The sequence below is a fragment of the Buttiauxella gaviniae ATCC 51604 genome (genome assembly GCF_001654835.1).
GTDB lineage: Bacteria > Pseudomonadota > Gammaproteobacteria > Enterobacterales > Enterobacteriaceae > Buttiauxella > Buttiauxella gaviniae.
In genome coordinates this window covers 176,961-194,279 of sequence record NZ_LXEP01000015.1, presented here as the reverse complement: position 1 = coordinate 194,279, position 17,319 = coordinate 176,961, and the positions used below count along the sequence as shown (strand labels likewise).

The 17,319-nt window shown below is 49.6% G+C and carries 16 protein-coding genes, 1 pseudogene and 1 other annotated feature; of the genes and pseudogenes, 13 read left to right on the top strand and 4 right to left on the bottom strand.

Annotated elements, in window-relative coordinates:
* The first annotated feature begins 13 nt into the window (after positions 1-13).
* On the top strand, positions 14-1,948 hold the full coding sequence (gene sltY / locus M977_RS07995) for a murein transglycosylase (protein ID WP_064513847.1): 1,935 nt from the start codon (positions 14-16) through the stop codon (positions 1,946-1,948).
* 62 nt (positions 1,949-2,010) lie between these two features.
* The gene (gene trpR / locus M977_RS07990; RefSeq protein WP_064513845.1) at positions 2,011-2,340 is read left to right on the top strand and encodes a trp operon repressor; all 330 of its coding nucleotides are present in this window, start codon (positions 2,011-2,013) and stop codon (positions 2,338-2,340) included.
* On the opposite strand, the gene yjjX is transcribed toward trpR, so the two are convergent.
* Positions 2,337-2,852, bottom strand: a complete 516-nt coding sequence (yjjX, locus tag M977_RS07985) for an inosine/xanthosine triphosphatase (protein WP_064513843.1) — start codon at positions 2,850-2,852, stop codon at positions 2,337-2,339. The genes trpR and yjjX overlap by 4 nt on opposite strands.
* Positions 2,853-2,903: 51 nt before the next feature.
* Here yjjX and gpmB point away from each other — a divergent pair, with 51 nt between their 5' ends.
* Positions 2,904-3,551: a 2,3-diphosphoglycerate-dependent phosphoglycerate mutase GpmB gene (gene gpmB, locus M977_RS07980; protein ID WP_064513841.1), complete on the top strand. Its 648-nt coding sequence runs from the start codon at positions 2,904-2,906 to the stop codon at positions 3,549-3,551.
* Here gpmB and robA read toward each other — a convergent pair whose 3' ends face one another.
* Positions 3,552-4,421, bottom strand: coding sequence for an MDR efflux pump AcrAB transcriptional activator RobA (robA, locus tag M977_RS07975; RefSeq protein ID WP_064513839.1), 870 nt, complete (start codon positions 4,419-4,421; stop codon positions 3,552-3,554).
* A gap of 207 nt (positions 4,422-4,628) precedes the next feature.
* Between robA and creA the strand changes: the two genes are divergently transcribed.
* The 4 genes from creA (at position 4,629) to creD (ending at position 8,681) form a co-directional block, all read left to right on the top strand.
* A complete protein-coding gene (gene creA / locus M977_RS07970) occupies positions 4,629-5,099 on the top strand; it encodes a protein CreA (protein WP_034459446.1) in 471 nt (156 codons plus the stop codon).
* Positions 5,100-5,112: 13 nt separating this feature from the next.
* Entirely contained in the window at positions 5,113-5,808 is a 696-nt protein-coding gene (gene creB / locus M977_RS07965; RefSeq protein WP_064513837.1) for a two-component system response regulator CreB, read from the top strand.
* Positions 5,808-7,235 carry a two-component system sensor histidine kinase CreC gene (gene creC / locus M977_RS07960; RefSeq protein WP_064513835.1) on the top strand — a complete coding sequence of 476 codons (1,428 nt, stop codon included), beginning with the start codon at positions 5,808-5,810 and terminating at the stop codon, positions 7,233-7,235. The genes creB and creC overlap by 1 nt, the downstream gene beginning before the upstream one ends.
* A gap of 87 nt (positions 7,236-7,322) precedes the next feature.
* Positions 7,323-8,681, top strand: coding sequence for a cell envelope integrity protein CreD (gene creD, locus M977_RS07955; protein ID WP_064513833.1), 1,359 nt, complete (start codon positions 7,323-7,325; stop codon positions 8,679-8,681).
* Between the two features lie 71 nt (positions 8,682-8,752).
* On the opposite strand, the gene arcA is transcribed toward creD, so the two are convergent.
* Positions 8,753-9,469 (bottom strand): two-component system response regulator ArcA, encoded by a 717-nt coding sequence (gene arcA / locus M977_RS07950; protein WP_034459438.1) that lies wholly within the window; start codon positions 9,467-9,469, stop codon positions 8,753-8,755.
* Between the two features lie 96 nt (positions 9,470-9,565).
* Between arcA and yjjY the strand changes: the two are divergent.
* From yjjY to thrC, 6 genes and pseudogenes are all read left to right on the top strand, one after another.
* Positions 9,566-9,708: pseudogene (gene yjjY, locus M977_RS25225) on the top strand (YjjY family protein).
* A 403-nt stretch (positions 9,709-10,111) separates the two neighbouring features.
* On the top strand, positions 10,112-10,840 hold the full coding sequence (locus tag M977_RS07945) for a tRNA/rRNA methyltransferase (RefSeq protein WP_064513831.1): 729 nt from the start codon (positions 10,112-10,114) through the stop codon (positions 10,838-10,840).
* Positions 10,841-10,997: 157 nt separating this feature from the next.
* Complete coding sequence (gene thrL / locus M977_RS25220; RefSeq protein WP_072009468.1) at positions 10,998-11,066, top strand: thr operon leader peptide; 69 nt, start codon at positions 10,998-11,000, stop codon at positions 11,064-11,066.
* Positions 11,005-11,122: a sequence feature (Thr leader region), on the top strand. It overlaps the preceding gene by 62 nt.
* Before the next feature lie 26 nt (positions 11,123-11,148).
* Positions 11,149-13,611, top strand: coding sequence for a bifunctional aspartate kinase/homoserine dehydrogenase I (gene thrA / locus M977_RS07940; RefSeq protein WP_064513829.1), 2,463 nt, complete (start codon positions 11,149-11,151; stop codon positions 13,609-13,611).
* 1 nt (position 13,612) lies between these two features.
* Positions 13,613-14,542: a homoserine kinase gene (gene thrB / locus M977_RS07935; RefSeq protein ID WP_064513827.1), complete on the top strand. Its 930-nt coding sequence runs from the start codon at positions 13,613-13,615 to the stop codon at positions 14,540-14,542.
* Positions 14,543-14,545: 3 nt separating this feature from the next.
* Entirely contained in the window at positions 14,546-15,832 is a 1,287-nt protein-coding gene (thrC, locus tag M977_RS07930; RefSeq protein WP_064513824.1) for a threonine synthase, read from the top strand.
* Positions 15,833-15,951: 119 nt separating this feature from the next.
* Here thrC and M977_RS07925 read toward each other — a convergent pair whose 3' ends face one another.
* The gene (locus M977_RS07925; protein ID WP_083962918.1) at positions 15,952-17,292 is read right to left on the bottom strand and encodes an AppA family phytase/histidine-type acid phosphatase; all 1,341 of its coding nucleotides are present in this window, start codon (positions 17,290-17,292) and stop codon (positions 15,952-15,954) included.
* Between the last annotated feature and the right edge of the window lie 27 nt (positions 17,293-17,319).

The window sequence follows — 17,319 nt, the reverse complement described above, 5'->3', positions numbered from 1 at the left end:
GTGAGGAGAACTTGTGGGGAAAGCCAAACAAGTCGCGGGACAATTGCTGGTGGCAATTGTAAGCCTTGCGGCATTAACTCATGCAGTTCGTGCGGATTCGCTCGATGAGCAACGCAGCCGATACGCACAAATCAAACAAGCGTGGGATAGCAAGCAAATGGATGTGGTGCAGCGAATGATGCCCACGTTGCAGGATTATCCTCTCTATCCTTATCTCGAATATCGCCAGATTACAGATGACTTAATGAATGAGCCAACGCTTGTCGTTAGTCGCTTTATTGAGGCAAACCCAACACTGCCGCCAGCCCGCTCCCTGAAGTCACGCTTTGTGAATGAACTCGCCCGTCGTGAAGATTGGCGTGGCTTGCTGGCATTTAGCCCTGAGCAGCCGGGCACGACTGAATCTAAATGTAATTATTACTACGCGAAATGGAACACCGGCCTGACGGATGCCGCATGGGCGGGAGCAAAAGATTTATGGCTGACCGGGAAGAATCTGCCGTCAAGCTGTGACCGTTTATTCTCGGCGTGGCGCTCTTCAGGGACACAAGATCCGTTGGCCTATCTGGAGCGTATTCGCCTGGCGATGAAAGAGGGCAATACCTCGCTGGTCAACAACCTCGCAAGCCAAATGCCTGCGGATTATCAGACCATATCCAGCGCGCTAATAACTCTGCAAAACAATCCCAATTCGGTGCTGACTTTTGCGCAAACCGTGGGTGCAACAGACTTTACGCGTCAGGCTGCGGCAATTGCTTTTACTCGAGTGGCCCGGGATGACGTAGAAAATGCGCGCATGATGATCCCGTCACTGGTGCAAGCGCAGCAACTTAATGACTCTCAGGCTCAGGAGCTCAGAGATACCGTCGCCTGGCGCTTGATGGGCAATGATGTTACGGCCGAACAGGCTGCATGGCGCGATGATGCCATTATGCGTTCAGAATCCACGACGCTAGTTGAAAGACGTGTACGTATGGCTCTGGGAACGGGTGATCGTACTGGCCTAAATACCTGGCTTGCGCGTTTACCGATGGAAGCCAAAGAGAAAGATGAATGGCGCTATTGGCAAGCAGATCTATTGTTGGAACGAGGCCGGGATGCGGAAGCCAAAGAGATTCTGCATTCTTTAATGCAGCAACGCGGATTTTACCCAATGGTGGCAGCCCAGCGTTTAGGGGAAGACTACCCGTTGCGTGTAGACAAAGCGGTAGCGGTGAATCCTGCGCTGGTCCAGGGGCCAGAAATGGCACGAGTCCGCGAGTTAATGTACTGGCAGATGGATAACACTGCGCGCAGCGAATGGGCTAATTTAATCACCAGCCGCAGCAAACCAGATCAGGAAGGATTGGCGCGTTACGCGTTTGATCAAAACTGGTGGGATCTTAGCGTACAGGCAACGATCGCCGGGAAGCTCTGGGATCATCTGGAGGAACGTTTCCCTCTGGCGTATAAGGATGTTTTCTCTCGTTATGTTAGCGATAAAGATATCTCGCAAAGCTATGCAATGGCGATTGCGCGTCAGGAAAGTGCCTGGAACCCGAAAGTGAAATCACCTGTTGGAGCCAGCGGCTTGATGCAAGTTATGCCCGCTACGGCTGCGCATACTGTGAAAGTCTTCAACATTCCAGGTTACAGCAGCCCCTCTCAGTTACTCGACCCTGAAACCAATATCAATATTGGTACCACGTATTTGCAGTCCGTCTATCAGCAATTTGAGAACAACAGGATCTTCTCCTCAGCTGCTTATAATGCGGGGCCGGGTCGAGTCAGAACCTGGCTTGGTAACAGTGCCGGTCGCATCGATGCAGTTGCGTTTGTTGAGAGTATTCCCTTCTCTGAAACGCGCGGATATGTGAAAAACGTGCTGGCTTATGATGCGTATTATCAATACTTCATGGGTAAATCCGCACCGTTGCTGACGGACACTGAGTGGCAACGCCGTTATTGATTTTGGGGTGTCCATGTTATGCTATCGTACTAGTTAATTAGTATGAAGTAGGGTGGCATAACATGACTCAGCACTCTCAATACTCGGCAGAACATGCCGAACAAAGCAATCAAGAGTGGCTCCGCTTTGTGGAGTTACTACAGCAATCGTTCGATAAGCAGTTGCATATGCCGTTGTTGATGTTGCTACTGACACCAGACGAACGCACAGCCCTTGGGACTCGTGTCAGAATTGTCGAAGAGTTACTGCGCGGCGAGATGAGTCAGCGTGAGCTTAAAAATGAACTAGGTGCGGGGATTGCGACTATTACCCGTGGTTCAAATAGCTTGAAATCTGCTCCACCAGAGCTGCGTGCATGGCTGGAGCAGGAATTATTGAGCGCTAAAGGTTAACGATAAACGTCGTTATGAAATGGGCTCAACGCCAGAATAACCGCCTGGTGGTAAACGCTACTGCGAGTCAATTTCCCGGCGGTAAACACGCCAATCGCACCCTCTTTACGGCCAATTTTATCGATACCGGTATAGGCAGACATCACAGGCCCTAATGCTTCGCCTGCACGTACTTTTTCAAGAATGATGGTGGGAAGTGGGAGCGTTGCTGAACGGGCTTCGCCACGCTTATTTTGGTTTTCAATCACTACCCAACTGAATGTACTGTCATCATCAATTCCTGCCTCAACTGCCACCCAAAAATCAGCTTCCGGACGCACCTGACGGGCGTTCATAATTCGGCATCGTGCGCCAGTTCGCGTTTCATGGTTTCCAAATGGCTGTTCAGGCACACCACTATCGACGGCGACGGGTTCAATATGGCAGCATCCCTCCCCATAGATATCGTCGAATGCCTGGTGAATTGCCTGAATTTTGGCTGGATTAGTTGTTGCGCAGACGACATGGTACATAATCAGTGAAACTCTCAAGAAATTGTTGCCGCAGTATAACGGAAAAAACGCATGTTACAGGTATACCTTGTTCGCCACGGCGAAACGCAGTGGAATGCGCAACGCCGCATTCAGGGCCAGTCAGACAGTGCGCTGACTGAAAAAGGAGAACGCCAGGCCGAGCAGGTGGCCGAGCGGGTTAAAACGCTAGGCATTACTCATGTGATTGCCAGTGATTTGGGGCGCACGCGCCGCACCGCTGAGATAATTGCGCAGGTATGTGATGTGGATGTCACGCTGGATGCGCGTTTACGTGAGCTGGATATGGGCGTGCTAGAACGCCGTAATCTGGACACGCTAAGCGAAGAAGAAGAGAGTTGGCGTCGTCAGTTAGTTAATGGCACTGCTGATGGGCGTATTCCCGAAGGGGAAAGCATGCTCGAGATGAGTGAGCGTATGCACGCGGCTTTGAATGCTTGCCTGGATTTACCCGCTGGCAGTCGCCCATTGCTGGTTAGCCACGGTATGGCGTTAGGCTGCCTGGTGAGTACGATTCTGGGGTTACCGGCCTGGGCTGAACGTCGCTTACGTTTAAGAAACTGTTCGATTTCCCGTGTTGATCACCAGCAAAGCCCGTGGTTGGCTTCCGGCTGGGTGGTTGAAACGGCAGGGGACATTTCTCATCTGGATGCCCCTGCGTTGGATGAACTTCAGCGTTAGTTAACGACGTACTGGGATCAGATACTCACATCTGATCTGCATCGGACGGTCATGAACACGCGCTTCTTCTTGCGGGAAGAAGCGTTCAATATCCTGGCCTTTGCGACGAGTCAGATTCAGAGACGGCATGCAGGTTCCGTAAATGGTCAGGATAAACTCCTGTAAACCCGTGCCCGGTCCTTCATAGTCGAACTGCACGTAATCCCCACCTTCCAGGCTGACCGGATGAGAGTCGGGTAAGAACCCATTTGCCATTTCAGGTGTTAACGCCGTGGTATAGAAGACTTCTTGTTCGTCGTCTTTCTCGATGCTTGGGCGCGGCTCATGCAGACCATACAATACGCGCGGCAGTGTCGGAGAATTCCCGAGGAACTGTGTCCAGAACTGGATACGCATTTCATTACGGAAATCAGAGATTTGCTCAAGCGTGCAGCTGTAACTTTGCGTGACCCCCACCAAATGTGTTTTTGGCAGAGTGATAAATTGCGCTTGAGGAAGAGTAAACTCATCTAAACGCAGCGGCGGACGCATACCGAAAGCGCTCCAGTCAGGTGAGCGACGATAGAGTGCCGGTGTTTGGGCAAATTGCTTTTTGAAGGCGCGAGTGAATGTCTGCTGAGAATCAAAGCGATACTGCAAAGCAATATCAAGGATAGGTCGAGCGGTTAGACGCAACGCCACAGCTGACTTTGATAAACGACGTGCGCGGATGTATGCACCGATGGCATGACCCGTAACATCTTTGAACATCCGTTGTAGATGCCACTTGGAATAACCTGCTTTTGCCGCCACATTATCAAGAGACAGTGACTGATCCAGATGGCCTTCTAGCCAAGTTAATAGATCGCGAATGATCCCTGTCTGATCCATATAATATCCTCATCCTGGCACGGTGAGTGCCGTCAATGTGGGCGATGATAGCACTTTTTGTTTGCATGACATTCAGAGTTTTTTTTAACAAGACGTGCCAAAATCAGTTACTCATTCGAACAATTTTATTAATAACGTGATATTTAACGGTTTTTTAGCCCAAGCTGTGAATAGTCGCTTAAGGCAATCTTAACTAATGGTAACAATATGAAATATAAAGTTTTAGTCGCGCTTAGTTCGTTGCTATTTATTTCACTGGGTGTCCAGGCGGAAGAAATTGGCTCAGTTGATACCGTTTTCAAGGTGTTTGGCCCTGACCATAAGATAGTTGTTGAGGCATTTGACGATCCGGATGTTAAAAACGTCACTTGCTATATAAGCCGTGCAAAAACGGGTGGTATTAAAGGTGGGCTAGGACTCGCAGAAGATACTTCAGATGCGGCGATTTCTTGCCAGCAAGTTGGGCCAGTAGAGCTGAGCGAAAAAATTAAAGCGGGTAAAACGCAGGGTGATGTTGTGTTCCAGAAACGGACATCATTGGTGTTCAAGAAACTGCAAGTCGTGCGTTTTTATGATGCTAAACGTAACACTCTGGCCTATCTGGCGTATTCCGACAAAGTGGTTGAAGGTTCACCAAAAAATGCGCTGAGTGCGGTGCCAATTATGCCGTGGAAGTAACAGGGAGCACGCGATGAGCCAGGCCACTATCTGGTTAGTTGAAGATGAAACCAGTATTGCTGATACGTTGATCTACACGTTACAGCAAGAGGGGTTTTCCGTGCGTGCCTTCGATCGCGGCTTGCCTGTGCTGGACGCTGCACATCAAGAACGCCCGGATCTGGCTATTCTGGATGTTGGCCTGCCTGATATTAACGGCTTTGAATTATGTCGCCGCCTGCTGGCTGATTACCCGGATCTACCGCTGCTGTTTCTTACCGCGCGCAGTGAAGAAGTCGATAGGTTGATTGGCCTTGAGATTGGCGCTGATGATTACATCGCCAAACCGTTTTCCCCACGTGAAGTTTGCGCGAGGGTGCGAACGGTGCTGCGTCGCCTGCAAAAACAACGGCAGGCTTTAGCCGGGAGCGCCCTGCGGATTGGCCTGTTCGAGTTCAATGAAATGGCCGCGCAGATCTCCTGGTGCCAGCAGCCGTTGCAGCTGACTCGCTATGAATACTTGTTATTAAAGACTTTTTTACAGTGGCCCGGTCGAGTATTTTCCCGCCAGCAATTGATGGATCTGGTGTGGAGTTCTGCCGAAGAAAGTTTTGATCGCACGGTCGATACACACATTAAAACGCTGCGTGCCAAACTGCGGGTGATCAACCCCGATCTTTCACCGATCAACACGCATCGTGGCTTAGGCTACAGTCTTGGTGTTAATTAATGCGCATCGGGATGCGCCTGCTGCTGGGCTATTTTTTGATTGTGGCGATTGCGGCCTGGTTTGTGTTGTCTATCTTTTTACAGGAAGTGAAGCCAGGCGTTCGGCGCGCAACGGAAGGCACCCTAATTGATACCGCTACGCTACTGGCCGAGTTTGCTAAAGCCGATATGCTGGTGGGAAATGCACAAAACGGCCAGCTCGCGCAGGCGTTTTCCCGGCTTAATCAACACTCCTTCAAGGCCAATATCAGTGGCATTACCAAATCCAAAAATGAATACCGTGTTTATCTAACTGATACGAAAGGCATCGTTTTATTTGATTCCAGCGGCAAAGCAACTGGTGAGGATTACTCGCGCTGGAACGATGTCTGGCTGACGCTACAGGGTAAATACGGTGCACGCAGCACGCCGGTAAACGCTAACAACCCTGAAAGCACAGTGATGTATGTGGCCGCACCCGTGCGCGACGGGAAAAACATCATTGGTGTGTTGAGTGTTGGTAAGCCAAACAGCGCAATGGACCCGGTTATACGCCGCAGTGAGCGGCGCATTCTGTGGGCGGGCATTGCATTACTGGGCATCGCTTTGCTGATTGGTTTCGGGTTTGTGTTGTGGATTAACCGGGCCATTGGGAAACTGGTTCGCTATGCAGACTCGGCCACGACCGAGCACCCTTTACCGCTACCTAAACCGGGCAGTAGCGAATTGCGTAAATTGGCGTTGGCGCTAGAAAGTATGCGGCTGAAACTCGAAGGGAAAACGTATATAGAGCAGTACGTTCATGCCCTGACTCATGAGTTGAAAAGCCCGATGGCGGCGATTCGTGGTGCGGCAGAAATTTTACGTGAAGGCCCGCCGCCAGAAGTTGTGGAGAAGTTCTCTGCGAACATTCTTCAGCAAAATCTGCGCATGCAGCAGCTGGTCGATAATCTATTACGCCAGGCGAAACTGGAAAGCCGGGTTGAAATCACGGCTCAACCGATAAGTCTGGCAGTGCTATTTTCCTCGCTATGCGAAAGCCGCGAAGTGCTCGCCCGCAGTAAACAAATCTTGCTAAGAATCGATAAAAATGTTCCCGAAGAACTTACCGTGGATGGTGATCCAGCTTTGCTTGAGCAAGCTGTTGGGAATTTGCTGGATAATGCGCTCGATTTTACTCCACCCGCTGGGGAGGTGGTTTTAAGTGTTGAACAGAATATTGGACAGACCACTATTCTGGTTTCTGATACAGGAAGCGGGATACCTGATTATGCAAAAGAACGCGTATTCGAACGTTTTTACTCATTGCCCCGTAGCAACGGGCAAAAAAGCAGTGGCTTAGGGCTGGCATTTGTCCGTGAAGTCGTACGTTTGCATCGTGGAACCATAACTCTTGAGAATCGTCCTGAAGGTGGTGTGCATGCTCGATTAGTATTGCCTGAAAAATAACTCCCGCACTTCACCGTCCCTTCACATAACTTCATTTAGCCCCCACAAACGCTCCCTATCCTCTGCCCATCAAAAATGGAGGGGATTATGTTTAAATCTGCGTTGTTCTGGAAAGTCATGACCTTGCTAGGATGTATGGTGGTGTTGTTGATTCCATTAAATATGTTGAGTTCGTTAGTTAATGAACGCAGCAGTTATCGGGATGATGTTGAACAGTCACTGCGCCAAAGTGCCAGTGGCCCGCAAACAATTACTGGTCCACTGATCGCCATCCCCATAACGGAGCTAACGACAGTTATGGAAGACAATAAAGAGATTAAGAAAGAGCGCCGGTTCATTCGTTACTACCTGCCGGAGAACTTGAGTATTGTGGGGAAGCAAACCGTTGAACCACGTCATATCGGTATTTATGAGGGGCAAATCTGGCGCACGGCTATCACGCTAAATGCTACGTTTAATCGCCAATTGCTCTCAAACGAGGTAGGTCCCGATACTCTTATTGGTACGCCATACGTGGTGCTGGCAGTTGGCGACTCACGCGGTATTGGCAAAGTGGGTGAACTGGATATAAACGGTGAGTCTTATCCGATTGAACCCGGTAGCAATCTGCCTGGAGTAGGGCAGGGGCTACATGCCATTCTCCCTATAAAACGTCTTCAGGATGAGAAACTCACGCTGCGTTTTAACCTGGATTTGATGGGAACTAAACAGCTTGCTGTGGTGCCTGTTGGGCGTAATAGCCAGTTCAACTTAACCAGCAACTGGCCGCATCCTGGATTTATGGGCGATTTTTTGCCGCAGCAGCGGACTGTCACTGATAGTGGATTTAGCGCCAGCTGGCAAAGCACCTGGTTTGCTAACAATTTGAACACCAGTTTCTATGATGGTCAGCTGATTGACGTCGATCGTCTCCCGGCCTTTAGCGTCACGGTAGCGAACCCGGTCGACCAGTATCAACTGACTGACCGCGCCGTAAAATATGCCATCCTTCTGATTGGTCTAACATTTATGAGCTTCTTTTTGCTGGAGACACTGACCGGACTGCGTGTTCACCCGATGCAGTATTTGCTGGTTGGGCTATCGCTTGTGATGTTCTATCTCGTTCTACTGGCTGTATCGGAGCACATTGGATTTAACGGAGCATGGCTGCTGGCGAGCCTGGTTTGTGCCGGAATTAACGGTTTTTACCTTAAGGCTGTACTCAATAGCGGCAAAGCGAGTGCGATGTTTACTCTGGGATTATTGATGCTGGATGCGGTGCTCTGGCAGCTGCTGCAGTCTGAAGACAGTGCTCTACTGCTCGGTACAGGCGTCCTTTTTGCAGCGCTCTCAGCCATTATGTTACTGACACGAAATATCGACTGGTACGGAATGAGAAGGAAAGTGCAGGTGCCAGAAAATGGCGAGATCCAGGAAGATCCGGAGCGGTTCCGCTTGTGGAAATAGATAGATAATCGAGACAAAAGAAAAGGGCGGATTAAAAATCCGCCCTTTCACATTCATGTTTGATTACAGGTTTATTCCTGTAAATCGCCGCAGAAGCGATAACCTTCGCCGTGAATCGTAGCGATGATTTCAGGTGTATCTGGGGTCGATTCGAAATGCTTACGAATACGACGAATTGTGACGTCAACGGTACGATCGTGTGGCTTCAGCTCACGACCTGTCATTTTCTTCAGCAATTCAGCGCGGGACTGAATTTTCCCTGGGTTTTCACAGAAGTGCAGCATGGCGCGGAATTCGCTACGCGGCAACTTATACTGCTCGCCATTTGGACTGACCAATGAACGGCTGTTGATATCCAATTCCCAACCATTGAACTTGTAGCTTTCAACGGAACGACGTTCTTCGCTGATTGCACCCAGGTTCATAGTACGAGACAACAGGTTGCGCGCACGGATGGTTAATTCGCGTGGGTTGAATGGCTTAGTGATGTAATCATCTGCACCGATTTCAAGACCAAGGATTTTATCCACTTCGTTGTCGCGGCCAGTCAGGAACATCAATGCCACATTGGCTTGCTCACGCAATTCACGTGCGAGCAGCAGGCCATTTTTGCCTGGCAAATTGATATCCATTATGACCAGGTTGATGTCATTATCGGAAAGGATTTGATGCATTTCAGCGCCATCAGTCGCTTCAAAAACATCATAACCTTCTGCTTCAAAAATGCTCTTTAACGTGTTGCGTGTTACTAATTCGTCTTCGACGATAAGAATATGCGGGGTCTGCATGTTTGCTACCTAAAATTGCCAACTAAATCAAAACAGGAAGTACAAAAGTCCCTGACCTGCCTAATACATGCCAAAAATTAACATGCTGGGCGTAACATGACTAAAGTACGTAATTGCGTTCTTGATGCACTTTCCATCAACGTCAACAACATCATTAGCTTGGTCGTGGGCACTTTTCCCTCTGGACCCGACGGTGTCAAAAACGGTTGTTATCCTATACCATTTTAACAGCAACATAACAGGCAGGACCGCTTTAGACATCTGATAAAACTACGCTTCGTTGACATATATCAAATTCAATTGTAGCACGTTAACAGTTTGATGAAATCATCGTCGCGTTTTGCCACATTCCATCACAATATTTTAATAATATATATAGTTACATGAATTGATTAGTAAAGAACATAAATCAGATTGATGATGGTGTTAATGTTGTTTTTTTACCATTAAAAACAATTAGATAATGCTGTTTATTGCATGTTTTCTTGCTGGTCAAACCACCGATATGTATTCAAGGTGCTTATGATTCGCATTACATACATTTTATATATGAATGTTGCTTTAATGTAAATTTTTGATGCGTATTATCATTTGAAACTTGTGAATGTCCAATAACGGGCACTTTTTTTAAAGAGAGTTTTAATGCGTTTTATAATTATTCTGGTCGCACCCGCCAGAGCTGAAAATGTTGGTGCAGCAGCCCGAGCGATGAAGACCATGGGATTTGCTGAATTGCGTGTAGTTGATAGCGAAGCCGATCGACAACCTGAAGCACGCTGGGTCGCGCATGGTTCTGGTGATGTGCTCAATAATGCACAGCATTTTAATACGCTGGCGGAAGCCTTGCATGATGTCGATTTTACGATTGCAACCACTGCCCGCAGCCGCGCTAAATTTCATTACTACGCCACACCGCAACAATTGGTTCCATTACTTGAAGAAAAGCGTACCTGGGTAGGGACTGCGGCACTGGTGTTTGGCCGTGAAGATTCGGGGCTGACCAATGAAGAACTCGAACTGGCGGATGTTCTGACCGGCGTACCAATGGTTGCGGATTATCCATCGCTTAATCTTGGTCAGGCTGTAATGGTCTACTGTTATCAATTGTCAGCGCTTATGCAGCTCCCTGCGCCAGAACATGATGTGGTGGATGCTAAACAGCTAAGCGCATTGCGTTCTCGTCTCACTGCTTTGCTTGAGCGTGTTGAGGCGAGCAGCGACCAAAAAATGGTTGATTGGTTACAGCAGCGTCTTGGCTTGTTAGCGCAGCGAGATACGGCAATGTTGCACCGTTTGCTGCATGATATCGAAAAAAAACTGCCAGAGAATAATGCTGGAAACAGCTTTAATAGCAGTGAGGATGGGGTGTGATTCCCCCATTTTTTCAGCGTAATAAGCGCGATTTTTGCTGCTTTTTCAGCGTTCAAAAGCTGTGCCACTAACAGTGGTAAAATTAAAAATAAATTGACTTAGGCCGTCGGATACTTTAGTCAATATAGGTAAATCATATTACGAGCACACAACATCCATGATTCGCATCAGCCCAATGACAACAATTATTACAACCACCATTACCACAGGTAACGGTGCGGGCTGACGCATACCAGGAAAAACGAAAAAAGCCCGCACCTAAACAGTGCGGGCTTTTTTTTGGACTAAAAACTCAAGGGTAATAATAAATGCGAGTGTTGAAATTCGGTGGTACTTCAGTGGCAAATGCGGAGCGTTTTCTGCGTGTTGCCGATATCCTGGAAAGTAATGCCAAACAGGGGCAGGTTGCGACCGTGCTGTCTGCCCCGGCGAAAATTACCAATCACCTCGTTGCCATGATTGAAAAAACAATTGGCGGCCAGGATGCCTTACCGAATATCAGCGATGCAGAACGCATTTTCAGCGAACTTCTGAATGGTCTCGCAGATGCACAGCCGGGTTTCCCTGTCGTGCAGCTCAAGGGATTTGTTGAGAAGGAGTTTGCGCAGCTGAAGCATGTTCTGCACGGGATCAGCCTTTTGGGGCAATGTCCGGAAAGCATCAACGCCGCTATCATCTGCCGTGGCGAAAAGCTCTCTATCGCTATTATGGCTGAATTGCTTAAAGCTCGCGGTCACAATGTGACGGTTATCAATCCGGTAGAAAAACTTCTCGCTGTTGGGCATTACCTTGAGTCTACTGTAGATATTACTGAGTCCACTCGTCGCATTGCTGCCAGCCGTATTCCGGCAGACCATATGATCCTGATGGCGGGCTTTACTGCCGGGAACGATAAAGGTGAGTTAGTCGTTCTGGGTCGTAATGGCTCTGACTATTCAGCGGCCGTGTTGGCTGCGTGTTTACGTGCAGATTGTTGTGAGATCTGGACTGATGTTGATGGCGTTTATACTTGCGACCCACGTCAGGTACCGGATGCAAGGCTTTTAAAATCGATGTCGTATCAGGAGGCCATGGAGCTTTCTTACTTCGGCGCCAAAGTTCTTCATCCACGTACTATTTCCCCAATTGCTCAATTCCAAATCCCTTGTCTGATTAAAAATACTGGTAACCCGCAAGCGCCAGGCACTTTAATTGGTGCAGAGAGTGATGAAGATGACCTGCCGGTTAAAGGCATCACTAACCTGAATAATATGGCGATGTTTAACGTTTCAGGCCCAGGGATGAAAGGCATGGTTGGTATGGCGGCACGCGTCTTTGCTGCTATGTCTCGAGCTGGAATTTCGGTGGTGTTGATTACTCAGTCATCCTCTGAATACAGCATCAGCTTCTGTGTGCCGCAGGCGGATTGCGTACGTGCGCGACGTGCGATGGATGATGAGTTCTATCTCGAACTCAAAGAAGGTCTGCTTGAACCACTGGCGATCATGGAGCATCTGGCCATTATCTCTGTCGTCGGGGATGGGATGCGTACTTTGCGCGGTATTTCCGCTAAGTTCTTCGCAGCCCTTGCCCGCGCCAACATCAATATCGTCGCCATCGCACAGGGCTCTTCAGAGCGTTCTATCTCGGTTGTGGTCAGCAATGATGATGCCACCACAGGTGTGCGTGTGACTCACCAGATGCTATTCAATACCGATCAGGTTATCGAAGTGTTCCTGATTGGCGTCGGTGGCGTGGGTGCTGCACTGGTTGAGCAGGTGAAACGTCAACAGGCGTGGCTGAAGCAGAAGCATATTGACCTGCGTGTATGTGGTATTGCGAATTCGAAAGCGCTGCTCACCAATATTCACGGCCTGAATCTGGATAACTGGCAGGAAGAGTTGGCCCAGGCGAAAGAGCCGCTCAACCTTGGCCGCCTGATTCGTCTGGTAAAAGAGTATCACCTGTTGAACCCGGTCATTGTTGACTGTACCTCCAGCCAGGCAGTTGCTGACCAGTATGCTGATTTCCTTGGTGAGGGTTTCCACGTGGTGACGCCGAATAAAAAGGCGAACACTTCCACCATGAATTACTACCACCAGATGCGTAACGCGGCGGCAAAATCGCGCCGTAAGTTCCTTTATGACACCAACGTAGGTGCGGGTTTGCCGGTTATCGAAAACCTGCAAAACCTGCTGAATGCGGGTGACGAGTTACAGCGTTTCTCCGGCGTTCTTTCGGGTTCCCTGTCGTTTATTTTTGGCAAGCTGGACGAGGGCATGAGCCTTTCAGAAGCCACCAAAGTTGCCCGTGAAATGGGGTATACCGAACCCGATCCGCGTGATGATCTCTCTGGTATGGATGTGGCGCGTAAGCTATTAATTCTGGCGCGTGAAACCGGCAGTAATTTTGAGCTTTCGGATATCATCATTGAGCCAGTATTACCGGAGTCATTTGATTCTACAGGTGATGTCGAGTCATTTATGTCACGTTTACCGCAGTTGGATGATGAGTTCTCTGCGCGAGTTGCAAAAGCCCGTGATGAAGGAAAAGTGCTGCGTTATGTTGGCGTTATTGAAGAAGACGGTAGCTGTAAAGTTAAAATTGATGCGGTGGATGGCAACGACCCATTGTATAAAGTTAAAAATGGCGAAAATGCGTTGGCCTTCTACAGCCATTATTACCAGCCTTTGCCGTTAGTCCTGCGTGGCTACGGAGCAGGGAATGATGTTACTGCTGCCGGTGTTTTCGCCGACTTATTGCGCACTTTGTCATGGAAGTTAGGAGTTTAAGATGGTTAAAGTATACGCCCCGGCTTCCAGTGCCAATATGAGCGTCGGGTTTGATGTTCTGGGCGCGGCCGTATCGCCGATAGATGGCTCGCTACTTGGGGATTACGTGACTGTCGAAGCGGCAGACACTTTTAGTTTGAACAACATCGGGCGCTTCGCCAGCAAATTGCCAGACGAGCCGCGCGAAAACATCGTTTATCAGTGCTGGGAGCGCTTCTGCCAGGAAATCGGCAAGAATATTCCCGTGAAGATGACTCTGGAAAAGAGCATGCCGATTGGTTCCGGCCTCGGTTCCAGCGCTTGTTCAGTGGTCGCAGGCCTGATGGCGATGAATGAATACTGCGGCAAACCATTGAGCGACACGCGTTTACTGAGCTTGATGGGCGAGCTGGAAGGGCGCATTTCAGGCAGCGTTCATTATGATAACGTAGCGCCGTGTTTCCTCGGTGGCATGCAGCTGATGATTGAAGAAAATGGCATCATCAGCCAGTCTGTACCGGGTTTTGATGAATGGCTTTGGGTGCTGGCGTATCCGGGGATTAAAGTCTCTACCGCAGAAGCACGAGCCATTCTACCGGCGCTTTATCGCCGCCAGGATTGTATTAGCCACGGTCGTCATCTGGCGGGCTTCATTCACGCATGCCACACCCGCCAGCCACAACTTGCGGCAAAACTGATGCGTGATGTGATTGCTGAGCCTTATCGCGCTAAATTGCTGCCGCGCTTTAACGAGGCACGCCAGGCTGCTGCAGATATTGGTGCGCTGGCGAGTGGTATTTCGGGTTCAGGTCCAACTCTCTTTGCGTTGTGCGATAACACTGATACCGCACAACGCGTGGCTGACTGGCTCAGCCAACACTATTTGCAGAACCAGGAAGGTTTTGTACATATTTGCCGTCTGGATACGGCGGGCGCACGAGTTCTGGGATAACGCATGAAACTGTATAACCTTAAAGATCATAACGAGCAGGTCAATTTTGCCCAGGCGATTGTGCAAGGGTTGGGTAAGCAGCAAGGGCTGTTTTTTCCACATGATTTGCCGGAATTTGAACTGACAGAAATCGACGAAATGCTGAAGATGGATTTCGTCTCCCGCAGCAGCAAAGTTCTGTCTGCCTTCCTCGGTGATGAAATTCCGCAGGAAATCCTCGAAGAGCGCGTGCGTGCGGCCTTCGCCTTCCCTGCACCAGTTAAAAGCGTTGAACCGGACATCGGCTGTCTTGAGCTGTTCCATGGCCCAACTCTGGCATTTAAGGATTTCGGCGGGCGCTTTATGGCGCAGATGCTGACGCATATCAGCGGTGACAAGCCGGTTACGATTCTGACTGCAACGTCTGGTGATACTGGTGCTGCGGTTGCCCATGCATTTTATGGACTGCAAAACGTGCGTGTGGTGATTTTGTACCCGCGTGGCAAAATCAGCCCGCTGCAGGAAAAACTGTTCTGCACGCTTGGCGGTAACATTGAAACTGTCGCAATCGACGGTGATTTTGATGCCTGCCAGGCGCTGGTGAAACAAGCGTTTGATGATGAAGAGCTGAAAGTGGCGCTGGGGTTAAACTCTGCCAACTCCATCAACATCAGCCGTTTGCTGGCGCAGATTTGCTATTACTTTGAAGCGGTTGCTCAACTGCCTCAGGAAGCGCGTAACCAGTTAGTGGTTTCCGTACCAAGCGGTAACTTTGGTGATTTGACTGCGGGCCTGCTGGCAAAATCACTCGGCCTACCAATCAAGCGTTTTATTGCGGCGACCAATGCGAACGATACCGTTCCACGCTTCTTAGCTAACGGCGAATGGACCCCGAAAAAGACTGTGGCGACGCTTTCTAACGCCATGGATGTCAGCCAGCCAAACAACTGGCCGCGCGTGGAAGAGTTGTTCCGCCGTAAAACCTGGCGTTTGACCGATCTGGGTTATGCGACAGTGACTGACGAAACCACCAAAGCCACCATGCAAGAGCTGAAAGCGGTGGGTTATGTTTCTGAACCACACGCTGCCATTGCTTACCGTGCGCTGCGTGACCAGCTCCAGCCGGGCGAATACGGCCTGTTCCTGGGAACGGCGCATCCAGCGAAGTTTAAAGAGAGCGTGGAAGAGATTCTGGGCGAAACTCTGCCGCTGCCTGCAGAACTTGCTGAGCGTGCTGACTTACCGCTGCTCTCCCATAATCTACCAGCCGATTTTGCCGCGCTGCGCGAATTGATGATGAACAAAGCGTAATTGTCTTTCCGTTTATAAGGCAACGATACTCAGTAAAGCCGCTTGCTTAACCGCAAGCGGCTTTTTCTTTTCGTATATCGGAGTAAAAGCTTATGTGCAGTAGCCAGTTTTTCTCTCTGCTACTGCAATTGGCAGCCCGGTTCTTCGCTTTGGCTAACCACGCGTTTGAATGTTGGCAGCGGGCAATATCCTTCAGCCGTTTGGTCACTACAGCCAGGAATTTTTAGCTGCACACTTCCTGCGGGTTCCTTAAGGCTAAGCGGTGTTTGAGCGCGTAACTGCACGAGTGTCTGATACACCATGCTCACGCTAACGTATTGTTTCCCTGACTTATCGGCCAAACGCTCAAAGACTAAAGCGCCGCCCGGAGGGGTATTATCGGGTTGCCCAGGTAGCGTCCAGCGCATGTTGAGCATGCCTGCGATATTGGCAATATTAGTATCGTGCCCGGCAATAAACAGGATCTTATTGTTAGGTGAGATATCCGGTAGTTTGCTTACGTCGGCTTTCGGCTCCAGCGCGTTGCTGATGGTCTGTAATAAAGGCGTTCCGTTATGTGCGGCGATGTAAGGTGTGCGCGCCATCAAATCAAACTGGGTGTTATGCAGTTTCAATAGCGACGCCCACTCTTGCTCTGAATGAATATTCCCCCACGCTGCTTGCGGCATCCCTTGGGCATATTCCAGTAGGAAAATTTCAGCAAGCGTAGACGAAAGGCCAATGGCCCCGTCGAGAGCGACTTTGTTGCCATTATCTTTTATCGACAGCTTGCTCGGCATGGATTGCGCTAAATCACAGCTTTTATCCGCGCTGTGTTTCTGACACCAGGCAGACGTCGAAAAGTTGAGAGCCCTGTTCATCAAGGCCAGAGAGGGAATATAGCGCTGGTTCAGATTCTCAATGGGCGTTTGAGCTTCTTTTTCAACGGCCTGTTGGATTTGAGTTTTATCCATTGAACAGGTGCCCGCTTTCACCGGATGGAACAGCGGATCGGCTTTTTCAAGATTCTGTTGGTGGTGAATAGTTAAACCACATTGCGGGGCAAGTCCTGCCAGGAAAGCTTCGCCCGTTTTAAGCGTGCGTTGATCGACATCTGCCCAGACGTAAACTGAATTCGGTGTAGGGCAATTTTCCTGCGATAAAATGCCCTGTTGTTGAAACTTCTCGCGATAAAACCCGCCCATCAGGCTAATCAGATGCTCACCGCGTGGCGTGATATAACCCAGTTTTACTGGCCATTCGGGCCAGGTATTGGGTGTTACGTCGCGCATGGTCTGTGTCATTTTGGTGGGGGCTCGCACACCGTGGCGGCTGAGGATAACCACTTTTTCAACCTGGTAGCCTGAAGCGGGAGTGTCGTTGGCATATGCCGTCGAGCCTAATGAAAATATGGCGCTCAGTGCTACGAACAGACCAGGGTGAAGCGTCAGTTTTTGGCGTTTAAACGCAGGTATTGTCATCTACAGCCTCTTTATTTTTGGCGTGTT